The sequence below is a fragment of the Rhizobium sp. Nf11,1 genome, from assembly GCF_050587665.1.
Taxonomy (GTDB): domain Bacteria; phylum Pseudomonadota; class Alphaproteobacteria; order Rhizobiales; family Rhizobiaceae; genus Rhizobium.
The window spans coordinates 80,394-95,157 of sequence record NZ_JBOBHU010000006.1 but is presented as its reverse complement, the minus strand read 5'-3'; the positions used below and the strand labels follow the sequence as shown (position 1 = coordinate 95,157).

Annotated in this window: 13 protein-coding genes; 2 read left to right on the top strand and 11 right to left on the bottom strand. The window is 61.9% G+C overall.

Annotation, left to right across the window (positions count from 1 at the left end; all coding sequences use genetic code 11):
* Position 1 precedes the first annotated feature (1 nt).
* Positions 2–469 carry a chemotaxis protein CheW gene (locus ACQ7C1_RS11395; protein ID WP_011426076.1) on the top strand — a complete coding sequence of 156 codons (468 nt, stop codon included), beginning with the start codon at positions 2–4 and terminating at the stop codon, positions 467–469.
* Between the two features lie 238 nt (positions 470–707).
* Here the strand turns inward: ACQ7C1_RS11395 and ACQ7C1_RS11390 are convergent, their stop codons facing one another.
* Both ACQ7C1_RS11390 and ACQ7C1_RS11385 read right to left on the bottom strand, forming a co-directional pair.
* On the bottom strand, positions 708–1,199 hold the full coding sequence (locus tag ACQ7C1_RS11390; protein WP_085780127.1) for a CreA family protein: 492 nt from the start codon (positions 1,197–1,199) through the stop codon (positions 708–710).
* A gap of 78 nt (positions 1,200–1,277) precedes the next feature.
* On the bottom strand, positions 1,278–1,868 hold the full coding sequence (locus ACQ7C1_RS11385; RefSeq protein ID WP_430958330.1) for a 3'-5' exonuclease: 591 nt from the start codon (positions 1,866–1,868) through the stop codon (positions 1,278–1,280).
* A 273-nt stretch (positions 1,869–2,141) separates the two neighbouring features.
* Between ACQ7C1_RS11385 and ACQ7C1_RS11380 the strand changes: the two genes are divergently transcribed.
* Complete coding sequence (locus tag ACQ7C1_RS11380; protein ID WP_097597966.1) at positions 2,142–2,678, top strand: GNAT family N-acetyltransferase; 537 nt, start codon at positions 2,142–2,144, stop codon at positions 2,676–2,678.
* Positions 2,679–2,817: 139 nt separating this feature from the next.
* On the opposite strand, the gene ligA is transcribed toward ACQ7C1_RS11380, so the two are convergent.
* The 9 genes from ligA to ACQ7C1_RS11335 form a co-directional block, all read right to left on the bottom strand.
* Positions 2,818–4,974: an NAD-dependent DNA ligase LigA gene (gene ligA / locus ACQ7C1_RS11375; RefSeq protein WP_430958329.1), complete on the bottom strand. Its 2,157-nt coding sequence runs from the start codon at positions 4,972–4,974 to the stop codon at positions 2,818–2,820.
* A gap of 109 nt (positions 4,975–5,083) precedes the next feature.
* Positions 5,084–5,611: a DUF6886 family protein gene (locus ACQ7C1_RS11370; RefSeq protein WP_430958328.1), complete on the bottom strand. Its 528-nt coding sequence runs from the start codon at positions 5,609–5,611 to the stop codon at positions 5,084–5,086.
* Positions 5,612–5,687: 76 nt separating this feature from the next.
* Positions 5,688–7,361, bottom strand: a complete 1,674-nt coding sequence (gene recN / locus ACQ7C1_RS11365) for a DNA repair protein RecN (RefSeq protein WP_221112225.1) — start codon at positions 7,359–7,361, stop codon at positions 5,688–5,690.
* A 5-nt stretch (positions 7,362–7,366) separates the two neighbouring features.
* Positions 7,367–8,236, bottom strand: a complete 870-nt coding sequence (locus ACQ7C1_RS11360) for an outer membrane protein assembly factor BamD (RefSeq protein ID WP_170965882.1) — start codon at positions 8,234–8,236, stop codon at positions 7,367–7,369.
* 267 nt (positions 8,237–8,503) lie between these two features.
* Positions 8,504–9,460: a UDP-3-O-acyl-N-acetylglucosamine deacetylase gene (lpxC, locus tag ACQ7C1_RS11355; RefSeq protein ID WP_085778772.1), complete on the bottom strand. Its 957-nt coding sequence runs from the start codon at positions 9,458–9,460 to the stop codon at positions 8,504–8,506.
* A 264-nt stretch (positions 9,461–9,724) separates the two neighbouring features.
* Positions 9,725–11,470 (bottom strand): cell division protein FtsZ, encoded by a 1,746-nt coding sequence (ftsZ, locus tag ACQ7C1_RS11350; RefSeq protein ID WP_430958327.1) that lies wholly within the window; start codon positions 11,468–11,470, stop codon positions 9,725–9,727.
* Positions 11,471–11,526: 56 nt separating this feature from the next.
* Complete coding sequence (ftsA, locus tag ACQ7C1_RS11345; protein WP_064803798.1) at positions 11,527–12,858, bottom strand: cell division protein FtsA; 1,332 nt, start codon at positions 12,856–12,858, stop codon at positions 11,527–11,529.
* Positions 12,855–13,787: a cell division protein FtsQ/DivIB gene (locus ACQ7C1_RS11340; RefSeq protein ID WP_430958326.1), complete on the bottom strand. Its 933-nt coding sequence runs from the start codon at positions 13,785–13,787 to the stop codon at positions 12,855–12,857. The genes ftsA and ACQ7C1_RS11340 overlap by 4 nt, the downstream gene beginning before the upstream one ends.
* Positions 13,775–14,701 (bottom strand): D-alanine--D-alanine ligase, encoded by a 927-nt coding sequence (locus ACQ7C1_RS11335; protein ID WP_430958325.1) that lies wholly within the window; start codon positions 14,699–14,701, stop codon positions 13,775–13,777. The genes ACQ7C1_RS11340 and ACQ7C1_RS11335 overlap by 13 nt, the downstream gene beginning before the upstream one ends.
* Between the last annotated feature and the right edge of the window lie 63 nt (positions 14,702–14,764).

Below are 14,764 nucleotides of genomic sequence, written 5' to 3'. Positions count from 1 at the left end.
CATGAACAATAGTGCCATCAAGCAGTCGGGCGCCTATCTGGAAATCGTTTCGTTCCACTTGGGCGATCAGGAATTCTGCATCGACATCATGGCTATCCGCGAAATCCGCGGTTGGGCGCCGGTGACGCCGATGCCGCATACCCCGCCCTACGTGTTGGGCCTCATCAACCTGCGCGGCGCGGTGATCCCGGTCATCGACATGGCCTGCCGCCTCGGCATGAAGATGACCGAGCCTTCCGAGCGCTCGGCGATCATCGTCACCGATATCGCGGGCAAGCTGGTCGGTCTGCTGGTCGAGCAGGTTTCCGACATGATGACCATCAAGAGCGAAGACCTGCAGCCGCCGCCGGAAATCATCCCGGAAGCCCAGCGCGCCTTCTGTCGCGGCATCGTCGCACTCGAGAAGACCATGGTCTGCTTCCTCAACCTCGATACGGTCATCGCCGACGAGTTGAACCAGGCGGCTTGATATTCTTTAGATACGGAATTCAAAGGCTCGGCTCGTCCGGGCCTTTCTTGTTTTTCGTCAGAAAGTACGCATGCTTTGCGTGTGCGGCCCCTCACCCCGAAGGACAGAGGGGACGTAGCACACCAAGCCAAGTATGCGGAGACGATGCGGCTTACCCCTTCTCCCCCGCGGAGAGAAGGTGGCGCGAAGGGTCGGATGAGGAGGCGGACGGCACATCAGAAGAAAGGATCTCCAGCCCCTATGGCTTCCCATTCTTCCAAGTCACGCTCTGCCCATAAAGCGGAACGGTCGAGATCGACATCTTCGCCGAACCATCGGTCAATTGGCGCGAATGGGCGAGATAGATCAGCGTGTCGTTGGCCTTGTCGTAGATGCGGTTGACAACCAGCGTCTTCCAGATCAGCGACATGCCCTGGCGGAACACCTCGCTGCCGTCCTTGGAGAGGTCGATGTTGCCGATCTCGATCGGTCCGGTCTGGCGGCAAGCGATCGAATTGTTGGACGGATCTTCGAACCAGTTGCCGTTCTTGAACCGATCGATCAGGCTGCGATCGAAATAGGTGACGTGGCAAGTGATGCCCTTGACCTCCGGGTCGGAGAGTGCCTCGACGATGATGTCGTTGCCGATCCAGTCGACCCCGACCTTGCCGACGACCTCGGCCGAGGCAGCGCCCGCGGAAATAGCGGCGAAGGAAAATGCGGCGAGAAGAAACGTGCGAAGCTTGGTCATGGCGGCTCCCTGGATGATCCGCATTCTAGATAAGCATGCACCTGGGCTTTGCAAGAAATCGCCGTTATTACGGGGCGTTCAGGCCTTCCGGCAGGTGCAGGGCGCATAGCCACGCGCCGTCAGCCGCCCCGGCGTCATACCGATCACCGCCGGGATCGCTTCCACGGCCTTCGCCTTGACCGCCCTCGCCATCTCGATCGCCGCGGCCGCGCAAACCGCCGCATCCTCGGCGGCATTATGGTGCATGAAGCGCAGCCCGAGATGCTCGGCGATCAGGTTCAGCCGATGCGAGAGGAAATGCGGCCAGATGCGCTGCGCCATCTTCAGGCTGCAGAGATAGGTCAGCTCAGGATAGGACTGCCGATAGAGATCGAGGCTTGCCCGCCAGACGCTGAAATCGAATGCCGCATTGTGCGCGATCATCGTCGCGCCGCTGATATCGTCGTAGAACTCGTCCATCACCTCGGGAAATTCAGGCGCATCCTCGACGTGCTCCGGCCGAATTCCGTGGATTGCGATGTTCATGCCGGAAAAGCGCATGTCTCTGGGTCGGATCAGCCGCTCCTCGACGCGCGTCACCCTACCCTCTTCGATCCAGGCAAGCCCCACAGAACAGGCGCTGCCGCGCTGCTCGTTGGCTGTCTCGAAATCGATGGCAATGGTCTTCAAGGGTAAAATCCGAATCGTCTGCCCTACCGGCATAATGTCAGCCGGAGGCGAAGGCAAATCCCGGCCTATTGACATCTGCACGCGGATGGGGAAACTTTCGCGCATGATCAACTCTGTGACGCATACCATGCATCATATCGCCACGACCCCTCCAGGGTACGCGGGAGCGATGGTGCGTCACTAGCCGTCCGATCATCCCGAGAACCCTGCCGAGGCGAGCAGGGTTTTCCAAAAAATCCCGGCTCTCCTCGCTGTAACCCAAGGAGAGATGCCATGCCTGAAAATGAAGAGAATGAACCCCGCGGCCGGGCGCCCCTGCCCGACGGTGTCGTCGTGCGAGCCGTGCGTCTTTCCGACGCCGAAGAGATCACTGATCTTATAAATTTACCGGGCTATCGGGCCGGCACGCTGAGGCCGCCTTACCAGCGGATTGAGGAGGTCCGCAAGAACATGGAAAACCCGTCGGCGGGCGCGCTCAACCTTGTCGTGACTCTAAATGGCAAGATCGTCGGCAATTGCGGCCTCAACCGCCTTAGCGGCCGTCGCCAGCACGTCGCCAGCCTCGGCATGGGCGTGCATGACGACTTCACCGGTCGCGGATTCGGCCGCATCCTGCTTGGCGCGATGGTCGATGCAGCCGACGACTGGCTCGACATCAAGCGGCTCGAACTGACCGTATATACCGACAACGCGGCTGCGATCGCTCTCTACGAGAAGTTCGGCTTCGAAAAGGAAGGGCATCTGCGTGCTTTCGGATATCGCGCCGGACATTATGCCGATGCCTATACGATGGCGCGGCTGAGGACCTGAGTCGGACGGGTCTATCCGCATCCCTCGTCGTGCTTGGTCTTGCCCGCCTTATCCGGAGCATTGGCAACGGGCGCAGCAGATCCTCGCACAAGGCCGAGGCAACGCCGAACAGGATGCGGGCATTCTGACGCCGGCTTCCTCACCCGCCAATCAGCGCCAGCCACTCATCCTCATCCATCGTCTGGACGCCGAGTTCGCGCGCCTTGTCGAGCTTCGAGCCGGCGCCGGGACCGGCAACGACGATGTCGGTCTTCTTCGATACCGATCCCGCGACCTTGGCGCCGAGGCTTTCGGCCCTTGCCTTCGCCTCGTCGCGGGTGAATTTTTCGAGCGAGCCGGTGAAGACCACGGTCTTGCCAGCCACAGGACTGCCCGTCGTCACCGGTTGCTCGGCCGCTGCGGGCGTCACTTCTTCAAGCAGACGGCCGATCACTTCGATGTTGCGCGGCTCCTTGTAGAACTCGACAATCGCGCGCGCCACGACCTCACCGATACCCTCGATGGCGTTGAGATCGTTCCAGGCGTCGCCGGAAAGCGGTGCGGCCTCCTTCATCGCGGTCGCAAAGGCTTCATAGGTGCCGTAGGAGCGCGCCAAGAGTTTTGCCGTGGTTTCACCGACATGGCGAATGCCGAGCGCATAGATGAAACGGTGGAGCGCAATGCTGCGCCGCTCGTTGATCGCCGCATAGAGCTTGCCGACGCTGACCTTGCCGAAGCCGTCGATATTCTCCAGCTTGGTCAGCGACTGCGCCTGGCGCTTCTCCAAGGTGAAGATATCGGGCGCCGTGCGGATCTGCAGGGACGCATCTTCATTTTCGAAGAAGAAGTCGATCTGCTTCGAACCGAGCCCCTCGATATCGAAGGCGTTGCGCGAAACGAAATGCTTCAGATGCTCCGTCGCCTGCGCCCGGCAGATGAAGCCGCCCGTGCAGCGGCGCACCGAATCCATCTTGCCGGTCTTCTCATTGACCTCGCGCACCGCATGCGAGCCGCAGACCGGGCAGGTCTTGGGAAAATCATATGGCTTCGCCTCGGCGAGACGCTTTTCCATCACCACGTCGAGGATCTGCGGAATGACATCGCCGGCGCGCTGGACGATGACGGTATCGCCCTCGCGAATATCGTGCTCCTTCGGCCGGATGCGCTCGCCGCTATTGCCGATGCCCTTGATGTAGTCCTCATTGTGCAGTGTCGCGTTGGTGACGACGACGCCGCCGACCGTGATCGGCTTCAGCCGGGCCACAGGCGTCAGCGCACCGGTCCGGCCGACCTGGATCTCGATCTTCTCGACCTCGGTGAAGGCCTGCTCGGCCGGGAATTTATGCGCCGTCGCCCACCGCGGGCTTCGCGAGCGGAAGCCGAGGCGCTGCTGCAGTTCCAGGCTGTCGACCTTGTAGACGACGCCGTCGATATCGTAATCGAGATCCGGGCGCTTGAGGCCGATCTCGTCGTAATGCGCCAGGATGTCGGCGACCGAATTCAGCCGCTTCATCAACGGATTGACCGGGAAGCCCCAGTCCTTGAAGGTCTGCACCATGCCGAATTGCGTGTCGGCCGGCAGGTCCGACATCTCGCCCCAGGCATAGGCGAAGAATTTCAGCTTGCGGCTCGCCGTCACCTTGGCGTCGAGTTGGCGCAGCGATCCCGCCGCCGTGTTGCGCGGATTGACATAGGTCTGCTTGCCCTCCGCTTCCATCTGGCGGTTGAGCGCCAGGAAATCGCTCTTGGCCATATAAACCTCGCCGCGGATTTCCACGACTGCGGGGACATCCTTCGGCAGCTGGTTGGGAATTTCGGATATGGTGCGGATGTTGGCGGTGACGTTTTCCCCCGTGGTGCCGTCACCGCGCGTCGCAGCCGTCGTCAGTCTCCCGTTCTCGTAGCGGATCGACATCGATAGCCCATCGATCTTCGGTTCGGCGGTAAAAGCGATCGACTGGTCCGGCAGTCGGCCGAGGAAGCGATAGACCCCGGCGACGAAATCCTGCACGTCCTCCTGTGAGAACGTGTTGTCGAGCGACAGCATCGGCCGCGCGTGGACGACGGGCGAGAAGGTGACCGAGGGCGCAGCACCGACCCGTCGCGACGGGCTGTCCTCACGGATCAGCTCGGGAAACCGCGCTTCCAGCGCATCGTTGCGGCGCTTCAGCGCATCGTAATCGGCATCTGAAATCTCCGGCTGGTCCTTGCCGTGATAGAGCGCGTCGTGGTGCGCGATCTCCCTTGCCAGCCGCTCGAGCTCGGCGGCAGCCTCTTCGATCGTTAACGTGTCGATGGCGGAACCTTCGGTGGACATGGAACATCACTCCAGAGAATCTGGCCAGAAATCTGCATTGTTTTTAGAGCAAAATCGCCGGATGAAAAGAGAGGCTGCTTACCCTGACCAGTGAGGACTGCCTACCAGCCTATTCCCAATCCAAGGCGTTGCGCAGCCGGATGCCGCTGACATGCAGTCCGCTGTTCCACAGGCCTTTCAGCGGCTGCAAACTGTCGACCACCCGCAGTTCCACTCCGCGCGGCATGAATTCCCGGTCGAGCCGCGAAATGGCGGTGCATTCGATCGGAACTATACGCCGGCGAGCCACCCACATGCCCGCATCGCCGAGCTCCTCGAAACCTTCGGCCGGCAGCGCGTAACGATAGACTGTCACCGCCGAGAGCCGTTCCAGCCAACGACGCTCGACATAGGCTGCTGCCCGGCAACCTGCAAGCCAATGCCGCCTCTCGGCTTCCGGCGTCTCGGACGTGGCCCAGATCAGGATCCGCGGGCAATCTCGCGGAAAGAGATACATGAAGTCATGATCGGCATCGATCGCCCAGACGAGCGGGCCGTTCAGCCATTCCTGGCCGGCCGGGCGGATTGAGGGGATGCGAACGGCACGCGGCTCGAACGCTGCGATGCCGGAGTTATCGCTGAAATGGAACAGGCGCATGGCAACGGATCGCCGCTAATCGGAGCAATCGGCATAGCGCGAAGCGGGGTATTTGTCAGCGTGCCGGCTGCGGCAATCAGCCGTTACCGGCCAGCAGCCGCTTCGCCGCCGCCCTCGCCTCTTCCGTTACCGAGGCGCCGGCGAGCATGCGGGCGATCTCCTCGGTGCGATCCTTGTGCGCCATCGTCGCGACGCGCGTGGCGATTTTTTCGGAACCCTCGGCCGCCGGCCCCTTGGAGATCAGCAGATGCGTAGCCGCCCGCGCCGCGACCTGCGGCGCATGTGTGACCGACAGCACCTGGACCCGCTCGGACAGCCGCTTCAGCCGCTGGCCGATCGCATCGGCCACAGCACCGCCGACACCGGTATCGATTTCGTCGAAAACGAGCGTTGGGGCTGAACCGCGATCGGCGAGCGCCACCTTCAGCGCCAGCAGGAAACGCGACAGCTCACCGCCGGAGGCCACCTTCATGATCGAGCCGGGGCGCGTGCCGGGATTGGTCTGGACATGGAACTCGACGACGTCGATGCCTTCGGGAAGCGCCTCCTGCGCATCCGTGGTGATCTCGACCATAAAACGAGCGCGTTCGAGCTTCAATGCTGGCAGTTCGGCCATCACGGCGGCAGCCAGCGCAGTGCCTGCCTGATGGCGCTTGTCGGAAAGCGAGCGCGCCGCCGAATCGTAATTCTCTCGCGCCAGACCGACCTCCGCTTCCAGATGCGCCAGCCGCTCCTCGCCTGCATCGAGATCGGCGAGATCAGCGATCATGCGCATCGCAAGCGCCGGCAGCTCGGTGACGGGCACGGAATATTTGCGCGACGCGGCTCTGAGCGCGAAAAGCCGCTCCTCCACCCGCTCCAGTTCTCTCGGATCGTATTCGGTCTTGCGCAGCGCTGCCTCGACTTCCATCTGCGCATTGGAAAGCTGGTCGAGCGCAGCATCGAGTAGCGTCACGGTGTCTTCGAGCAGCCCGGGCGCTTCATGGCTCTTGCGCTCCAGTCTGCGCACCAGCGAGGCGATATGCGGCACCGGCGAGGCATTGCCGTTCAGGAATTCGGAGGCTTCGGCGATGTCGCCGGCGATTCGCTCCGCCTTCATCATCCTCTGCCTGCTTTCGGCGAGTTCGTCCTCCTCGCCGTCCTGTGGCGAGAGTTTCTCCAGCTCTGCCACAGAGGAACGCAGATAGTCAGCCTCGCGCGCCGCACTTTCCACCTTCTCGCGATGCTTTTTCAGCGTCCGTTCGCTGTCGCGCCAAATACGATACAGGCGGGAGACCTCAGCAACCTCATCGGTGAGGCCGGCAAAGGCATCGAGCAGGTTGCGATGGGCATTCGTGTCGACAAGAGCGCGATCATCGTGCTGCCCGTGGATCTCGACCAGCATCTGGCCGGCCTGGCGCATCAGTTGCACACTCACCGGTTGATCGTTGACATAGGCCTTGGTGCGACCATCGGCCGATTGCTGACGGCGGAAGATCAGGTCGCCCTCGTCGTCGATGCCGTTTTCACGCAGGAGCACCCGCGCCCCGTGGTCCATGCCGACGTCGAACACCGCCGTCACCTGGCCCCTGTCTTCGCCATGGCGCACCAGACCGCCATCGCCGCGCCCGCCGAGCGCCAGCGAAAGACTGTCGAGCAGGATGGATTTGCCCGCGCCGGTCTCGCCCGTCAGCACGGACAGACCGGTCTCGAAGGCAAGATCCAGCCGCTCGATCAGGACGATATCGCGGATCGAAAGCTGGATCAGCATGGGACTTAGGAACCGAGCAGGAGTTTCTTGCCTGCCGCAGCGATCCAGGAGCCCTTGTTCTCACGCGGCTCGGCGCCACCTGTCTGCAGCAGCTTGTAGGAATCGGCGTACCACTGGCTGTCCGGATAGTTGTGACCAAGAACGGCTGCCGCGGTCTGCGCCTCGTCGACGATACCCATGGCGTAATAAGCCTCGACGAGACGGGCCAAGGCTTCCTCGATCTGGTTCGTATTCGGATATTTCTCGACGACGATGCGGAAACGCGAGATTGCGGCGAGATATTCCTTCCGCTCCATATAGTAGCGGCCGATCTGCATTTCCTTGCCGGCGAGCTGATCACGGGCGTAGCGGATCTTCGCCTGCGCGTCATCGACATATTCGGAGTTCGGGTAGTTGTCGATCACAGCCTGCATCGCCTCGATCGTCTTGGCCGAGGCGCGCTGGTCCTGGGTCACGTCGACGATCTGTTTGGAATAGGTGAGACCGATGAGATACTGCACATAGGCAGCGTCCTGGGACTTCGGATATTGCGACATGTAGCGATTACCCGAGGCAAGCGCATCATCGAGCTTGCCCTGGCGGTATTTGACAAAGGTGCTCATGACCAGCGCCTTGCGCGCCCATTCGGAGAATGGGTTCTCGCGATCGATTGCATCGAACTTGCGCGCCGCTTCCGCCATGTTGCCCGCCTTCATATTGGCAAGGCCCTGGGTGTAGAGCACGTCAGGCGGATCGGTTTCGAGGCCAAGCTTGGTGATGTCGATATCGGGATCCGACTGGCAGCCGGAGATCGAGGCGCCTGCGCTCAGCACCAGAAGCGATGCGAACAAAGCGCGCGCTGTCTTCATCATACCTTCAGATCCTGCATAAGCCATTCAAAAGAACCCCAATGCCGCCGCTCGCTCCACGACAGCCACGCCTCGCTGGCGTTTCTAGCCACAAATGTGCATCAAGAGCAACGCAATGATAAGGCATTAACGCATTTTTGTGGCAGCCGCCGCCGGATTGGCCGGCTTTTCACCTTCTTGCCGACCTGTGGCAGCTAAGCAACTGCGAGAAAATGCCTATCACCACAGACTCGGGCCGACATAAAAAAACCGCCTCCGGGAAGAGGCGGCCTGGTCTTGAGAATATGCTGGAGGTCATGCCGACCAGGGAGCGAATTCCGAAGCGTTGACGGCGATCAGTTCACGAGCGGCGACGCGCTGGCGCGGCGTCGAGGTCTCGACCACCTCGTAGGCGGAGGGATCGGCGAGCAGCGCCTTCAAAGCATTGGCATTCATCTTATGGCCGCCACGATAGGATCGGTAGCAACCGATGAACTGGACGCCAGCGAGAGACAGGTCGCCAACGGCATCAAGCGTCTTGTGGCGAACAAACTCGTCCTTGGCATATCGCAGGCCTTCGACATTGATGACGGTATTGTCGTCCGAGATGACGACGGAATTTTCAAGCGAAGAACCGAGCGCATGGCCCGATGCCCAGAGACGTTCAACATCACGCATGAAGCCGAAGGTGCGGGCGCGGGAAAGTTCGGATTTAAAGACGGCGGCGTTTAGGTCGCCGGCCCACTTTTGCCGGCCGATCAGCGGGCATTCGAAATCGATCTCGACTTCGAAGCGCGTGCCGTCATAGGGACGGAATTCGCTCCAGGAGCCGCCATGCTCGATCCGCACCGGCTTGGTGATGCGGATATAGCGACGCTTGACGCCGAGCGAGATGAGACCGGCCTGCTCGATCGCTTCGACGAAAGGCAGCGAACTGCCGTCCATGATGGGCATTTCTGCGCCCTGCACCTCAATGAGGACATTGTCGAGGCCGAGCGCATAGACGGCGGCCATGACATGTTCGATCGTCGCGATTGAATGCGTGGGTGAGAAGCCGAGCACCGTGCAGAGGTCTGTATTGCCGACCTGCGAGGAGACGGCCTTCAGTTCGGTGATGTCGCCATTATCATGCAGGCGCTGGAAAACGACGCCAGTGTCCGCTTCGGCCGGGTTCAGCGTAATCGAGACATTCGCGCCCGAATGAACGCCGATGCCCGAGAGCGTCACCGGACGCGATACCGTCGTTTGAAAACCCAGCAAGCCAATAGCCATAAAATCTGCCTTTATTTTTCCGCTCCAGCGGTTGGTGCCACGGCGCGGTTATCATTCTTTCTGCAGAAAGAGCCTCGTCTAGACGACTCCCAGCGCAGTTTTCTTGCGCCATATTTACGTGCGCCGGCGCTCCAATCCAAATCACTGTTTCTTTCGTTTTGTTACGAAGTCACACGATTGATATCGCTCAGGAATTCTCGGCCGAAAACAGCAATGCCCGGGACCTGGATCCCGGGCATGAACGGTGCCGAAGCCCGCGATATTTCAGTTCGACTGGCGGCGCAGGAATGCCGGAATTTCCAGCTGATCGTCTTCCTGCATCATGCGAGCCTGCGGAACTGCACGACCCTGATCGTCGAGATTGCCGCGGCGTGGCGCATAGAGGCTTGCCTCCGGCGACAACGGACGGCGCTGCTGTGATGCGGCCGGCGGTGCGGCGGTCATGTCGGCGGCAACCGCGTCATCGTCGCGGCGGCCAAGCGAATTGGTTATTCGCTTGAGCAAGCCCATTGGGCCGCGCTCTTCCTGCTGATGCGCCGAAGCCGGCTGCGTGCGGTGGTCGAGTTCAGCCTGGACGACCGGCGGGAAATCCTCGACCTTCGGCATGCGCACCGGTTCAGCCGCCTGCCGGATAATCGGCTCCTGTCGGATCGGCTGCTGCTGGATGGGCTGCTGCTGGACGGGCTGGCTCATCACCGGCTGGCTCATTGCCGGCTGGCTCGTTCCCGGCGCCGGAGCCTGCTGCTGCACCTGAGGACGCATGGCCGGAGCTTCCGGCGCAGGCGCGAAGATCTTGCTCTGCGGACGGAAGACTTCCTGCTGCGCAGCAGGCTGCTGGACGGGGGCGCTGGCACGCGGGGCCGGAATTTCGAGCTCACGTTCCATCTCGGATTGGCGGATGGTTTGCGCGATCGGATCGATGGCCTTCGGTGCCTGCATCACCGGCGCAGGCTGAACTGCGGCCGCTGCCGGAGCAACAGCCGCGGAGGGACGGATAGCGGGCCTGGCGGCCGGCTGGAAGTTGCGCTCGGCAGCTTCGCTGATCGCCCGGTCGATACCGGTCGCGACGACCGAGACGCGGATGATGCCTTCGAGCGATTCGTCGAAGGTGGCGCCCAGGATGATGTTGGCGTCCGGATCGACTTCTTCGCGGATGCGGGTCGCAGCTTCGTCGACTTCGAAGAGGGTGAGGTCGCGGCCGCCGGTGATGGAGATCAGCAGGCCCTGGGCACCCTTCATCGAGGTTTCGTCGAGCAACGGGTTGGCGATTGCCGCTTCGGCTGCCTGCAACGCGCGGCCGGCGCCGGAGGCCTCGCCGGTGCCCATCATCGCACGGCCCATTTCACGCATCACCGAGCGGACGTCGGCGAAGTCGAGGTTGATGAGGCCTTCCTTCACCATCAGGTCGGTGATGCAGGCAACGCCGGAATAGAGAACCTGGTCGGCCATGGCGAAAGCGTCGGCGAAGGTCGTCTTGTCGTTGGCAATGCGGAAGAGGTTCTGGTTCGGAATGACGATCAGCGTGTCGACAGACTTCTGCAGTTCCTGGATGCCCATCTCGGCTAGGCGCATGCGGCGGCCGCCTTCGAAATGGAACGGCTTGGTGACGACGCCGACCGTCAGGATGCCCTTGTTGCGGGCGGCCTGCGCGACGACGGGAGCAGCACCGGTGCCGGTGCCGCCGCCCATGCCGGCGGTGACGAAGCACATATGCGTGCCGTTCAGGTGATCGATGATCTCGTCGATGCACTCTTCGGCGGCCGCGCGGCCGACTTCCGGCTGCGAGCCGGCGCCGAGGCCTTCGGTGACGTTGGCGCCGAGCTGGATGATGCGCTCGGCCTTCGTCATCGTCAGCGCCTGCGCATCCGTGTTGGCAACGACGAAGTCGACGCCCTGGAGGCCTGCGGTGATCATATTGTTGACGGCGTTGCCGCCGCCGCCGCCGACGCCGAACACTGTGATGCGCGGCTTCAGCTCTGTGATGTCAGGCTTTTGCAGCTTGATGGTCATGGTACCTGTTCCTTCTCTCTCTGGCCGCATCGCCACGCCGGCCAATTACGCAAATTTCAGAAGCTTTCCTTCAGCCACTGGCCCATGCGGGCTATGCGGCTGTTATTTCCCCCAAGCGACATGAGCAGACCGCTCTGTGACGCATGTGTCTCCATGTCCGCGACCTGCGGGTAGATCATCAGGCCGACGGCCGTCGAAAAGGCCGGACCTTTGGCCGCCGTCGGCAGTCCCGAGACGCCCATCGGACGGCCGATGCGGACGTTGCGGGCCAGAATGCGCCGCGCCACCTCGGCAAGGCCGGTCAGCTGGCTCGCGCCTCCCGTCAGCACGACGCGTTTTCCGACGATCGGGCTGAAGCCGGAACGCTGGATACGATCGCGGATCAGTTCCATCGTCTCTTCGATTCGGGCCGATACGATGCGCGAAACGAGCGCCCGCGGCACCTGCGACGGCTGGTCGCGGTCATCCTCGCCGATCGGCGGTATCGAGATCAGCTCGCGTTCATCGGAGGAATTCAAGAGCGCGGAGGCATGCACGACCTTCAGCCGCTCGGCATCCTCGATGCGGGTCGAAAGGCCGCGGGCGAGGTCGGTGGTGACATGATGGCCGCCGAGCCCGACGGCATCGGTATGAACGAGCTTGCCTTCGGCAAAGACCGAGATCGTCGTCGTGCCGCCGCCCATGTCGATCGCCGCACAGCCGAGCTCGACCTCGTCGTCGACGAGAGCGGCAAGGCCCGATGCATAAGGCGTCGCGACGATGCCTTCGACAGAAAGATGCGCGCGATTGACGCTAAGCTCGAGGTTCTTCAGTGCCGAGCGCTCCGCGGTCACGACATGCATGTCGACGCCGAGCGCATCGCCGTACATTGCCAGCGGGTCACGAATGCCGCGCTCGCCGTCGAGCGAGAAGCCGGTCGCCAGCGAATGCAGCACCGAGCGGTCCTGGCGCAGCGATTGCTGGCAGGCAGCCGAGAGCACCTTCTTGAGGTCGTTGAGTTCGACTTCCTGACCGCCGAGATCGATCGTCGCGGTGTAGATGTCGCTGCCAAGGCGGCCGGCCGTCAGGTTGACGATCAGGCTCTCGACGGTCAGCCCGGCCATGCGTTCAGCCGCGTCGACCGCCAGCCGAATGACGCCTTCCAGCGCATCGAGATCGGCGATGACGCCGGTCTTGATGCCGCGGGAGCGCTGATGGCCTATGCCGATGATCTCGATATTGTGCGTGCGGCCCGGCAGGATCTGGCTTTCCTCGCGCGGCGTCAGCCGGCCGATCATGCAGACGACCTTGGTCGAGCCGATGTCGAGCACCGAAACGACATGCGACCGCTTCGACGAAAGCGGCTTCAGGCGCGGCAATCCGAAATGGGATGAACCGAACAAGCTCATATATTCTGCCCCGCCTTCTTCAATTCCTTGGTACGCTCCGTTACCGCCGCCTGCCGGCGGACCGCCGCTTCCGGCGTCAGCTGGATCGCGGTCCTGTCGGGCAATCTCAGATCAACGGCGGCGATGTCCCGCTCCAGGAGCTGATGCTCCTTGTCGAACTTCGAAAGCGTCGCCAGCGCCTGATCGATGCCGTCTTCCGGCAGCTTGACGATGACGCCGTTATCCATGTGCAGATCCCAACGACGGCCCGATATCCAGACATAGGCCTTCACGCGGGCCTTCACGTCGGGCCACTTCGCGAAGGCGTCGCCGAGCGAAGCTGCCGCAGTCTCGGCGTCGCGGCCGACGACGAGCGGCAGCGACGAAAACTTGTTGTCGCGAAGCGGCGCAATGACGCTGCCGTTCTTCTCGATCAGCGAAAGCTCCTGCCCGTGCTGCCAGATCGCATAGGCCTCACGCTCCTTGAGCTTCACTTCGATTGTCCTCGGATAGACCTTTCGAACCTCGACATTCTCGACCCAGGGAAGGTGAGCGATCTTGCGCCGGGCCGCATCGACGTCGAGTGCGACCAGTGAGGTTGTGCCGTCGAGGCCGATCAGCTGCAGGATCTCGATTTCGGAGGTTTCCGCATTGCCGGAGACTTTCACGTCCTCGATCGCAAAACCTGCGGCCGTCGTCGTGGCCTGCGCGACGGCTTCGGTGTGACCGCCGAGCGACATACCGTAGAGGCCGGTCGCAGCCAAAAAGGCAAGCGCCGACACCGTCCCGGTATGGGCCGGAATGTAAATGCGGCCGCTACCGAGGCTGATCAAGAAACGAGTGACGCGGCGCAGCGGACGCGGCAGCACGAATCGCTCTTCGGCTTCCACGATCGGAAGCACAGCATGATGGCTGGGGCGCCCTATCCTCTTGACCGTCAACGCAAACAAGACGCGTCCTCCACCATCCACCGGAGAAACTCACCAAAGGAATAGCCGGCATGACCGGCCATTTCGGGCACGAGCGAGGTAGGAGTCATGCCTGGCTGGGTATTGACCTCCAGCCAGATGATTTCGCCGTCTTCGGAGAAACGATCGTCGTAACGAAAGTCGGACCGACTGACGCCGCGACAACCGATTGCCTGATGCGCCCTTAGCGCCAATGTTTGTATTTTTTGGTAAATATTCGGTGAAATTTTCGCCGGGATGACGTGTTTTGAACCGCCCGCAGCATACTTGGAATCGTAATCATAAAAATTGTGTCCCTGCGGCACCACCTCCGTGACACCGAGCGCATTCTCGCCCATGACACCGCAGGTGAGCTCGCGGCCGTAGACATAGCGCTCGACCAGCACCTCTTCGCCATAGCGCCATTCGGGCGAACTGACGACCTGCGGCGGATGCGTCTGATCTTCGGTGACGATCACGACGCCGAAGCTCGACCCTTCACGCACCGGCTTCACCACATAGGGCGGCTTCATCGGATGCACCGAAGGAAAAGCGAAACGATTGATGACCTGCGATTCGGCGACCGGAATGCCGGCGGCAGCGGCAACAAGCTTCGCCTTTTCCTTGTCCATCGCCAGAGCCGAGGCAAGCACGCCCGAATGCGTATAGGGGATCTCGAGATATTCGAGGATACCCTGGATGGTGCCATCCTCCCCGAAGGGCCCATGCAGCGCATTGAAGATGACATCGGGCTTCAGCGCCGCGAGCCTCTCGGAGACGTCGCGCGCCACGTCGATGCACGTCACCTTGAAGCCTTCGGCTTCGAGGGCCTCTGCGCAAGCCTTTCCCGAGGAAAGGCTGACAGGCCTTTCCGAGGAAAATCCGCCCATCAGGACAGCGACATGCTTGCGACTCATCAACACCCCCAAAAATAACTTCCACTTTTGAAATCGACGCTTGCGCGAAGCTGTCTGCGTCGT

What these genes read in the sequence shown, in the direction of transcription:
- ACQ7C1_RS11395 (WP_011426076.1), top strand. Translation starts at nt 2, where the DNA reads ATGAACAATAGTGCCATCAAGCAGTCGGGCGCCTATCTGGAAATCGTT.
- ACQ7C1_RS11390 (WP_085780127.1), bottom strand. Translation starts at nt 1,199, where the DNA reads ATGACCAAGCTTCGCACGTTTCTTCTCGCCGCATTTTCCTTCGCCGCT.
- ACQ7C1_RS11380 (WP_097597966.1), top strand. Translation starts at nt 2,142, where the DNA reads ATGCCTGAAAATGAAGAGAATGAACCCCGCGGCCGGGCGCCCCTGCCC.
- ligA (WP_430958329.1), bottom strand. Translation starts at nt 4,974, where the DNA reads ATGTCCACCGAAGGTTCCGCCATCGACACGTTAACGATCGAAGAGGCT.
- ACQ7C1_RS11370 (WP_430958328.1), bottom strand. Translation starts at nt 5,611, where the DNA reads ATGCGCCTGTTCCATTTCAGCGATAACTCCGGCATCGCAGCGTTCGAG.
- recN (WP_221112225.1), bottom strand. Translation starts at nt 7,361, where the DNA reads ATGCTGATCCAGCTTTCGATCCGCGATATCGTCCTGATCGAGCGGCTG.
- ACQ7C1_RS11360 (WP_170965882.1), bottom strand. Translation starts at nt 8,236, where the DNA reads ATGGCTTATGCAGGATCTGAAGGTATGATGAAGACAGCGCGCGCTTTG.
- lpxC (WP_085778772.1), bottom strand. Translation starts at nt 9,460, where the DNA reads ATGGCTATTGGCTTGCTGGGTTTTCAAACGACGGTATCGCGTCCGGTG.
- ftsZ (WP_430958327.1), bottom strand. Translation starts at nt 11,470, where the DNA reads ATGACCATCAAGCTGCAAAAGCCTGACATCACAGAGCTGAAGCCGCGC.
- ftsA (WP_064803798.1), bottom strand. Translation starts at nt 12,858, where the DNA reads ATGAGCTTGTTCGGTTCATCCCATTTCGGATTGCCGCGCCTGAAGCCG.
- ACQ7C1_RS11335 (WP_430958325.1), bottom strand. Translation starts at nt 14,701, where the DNA reads ATGAGTCGCAAGCATGTCGCTGTCCTGATGGGCGGATTTTCCTCGGAA.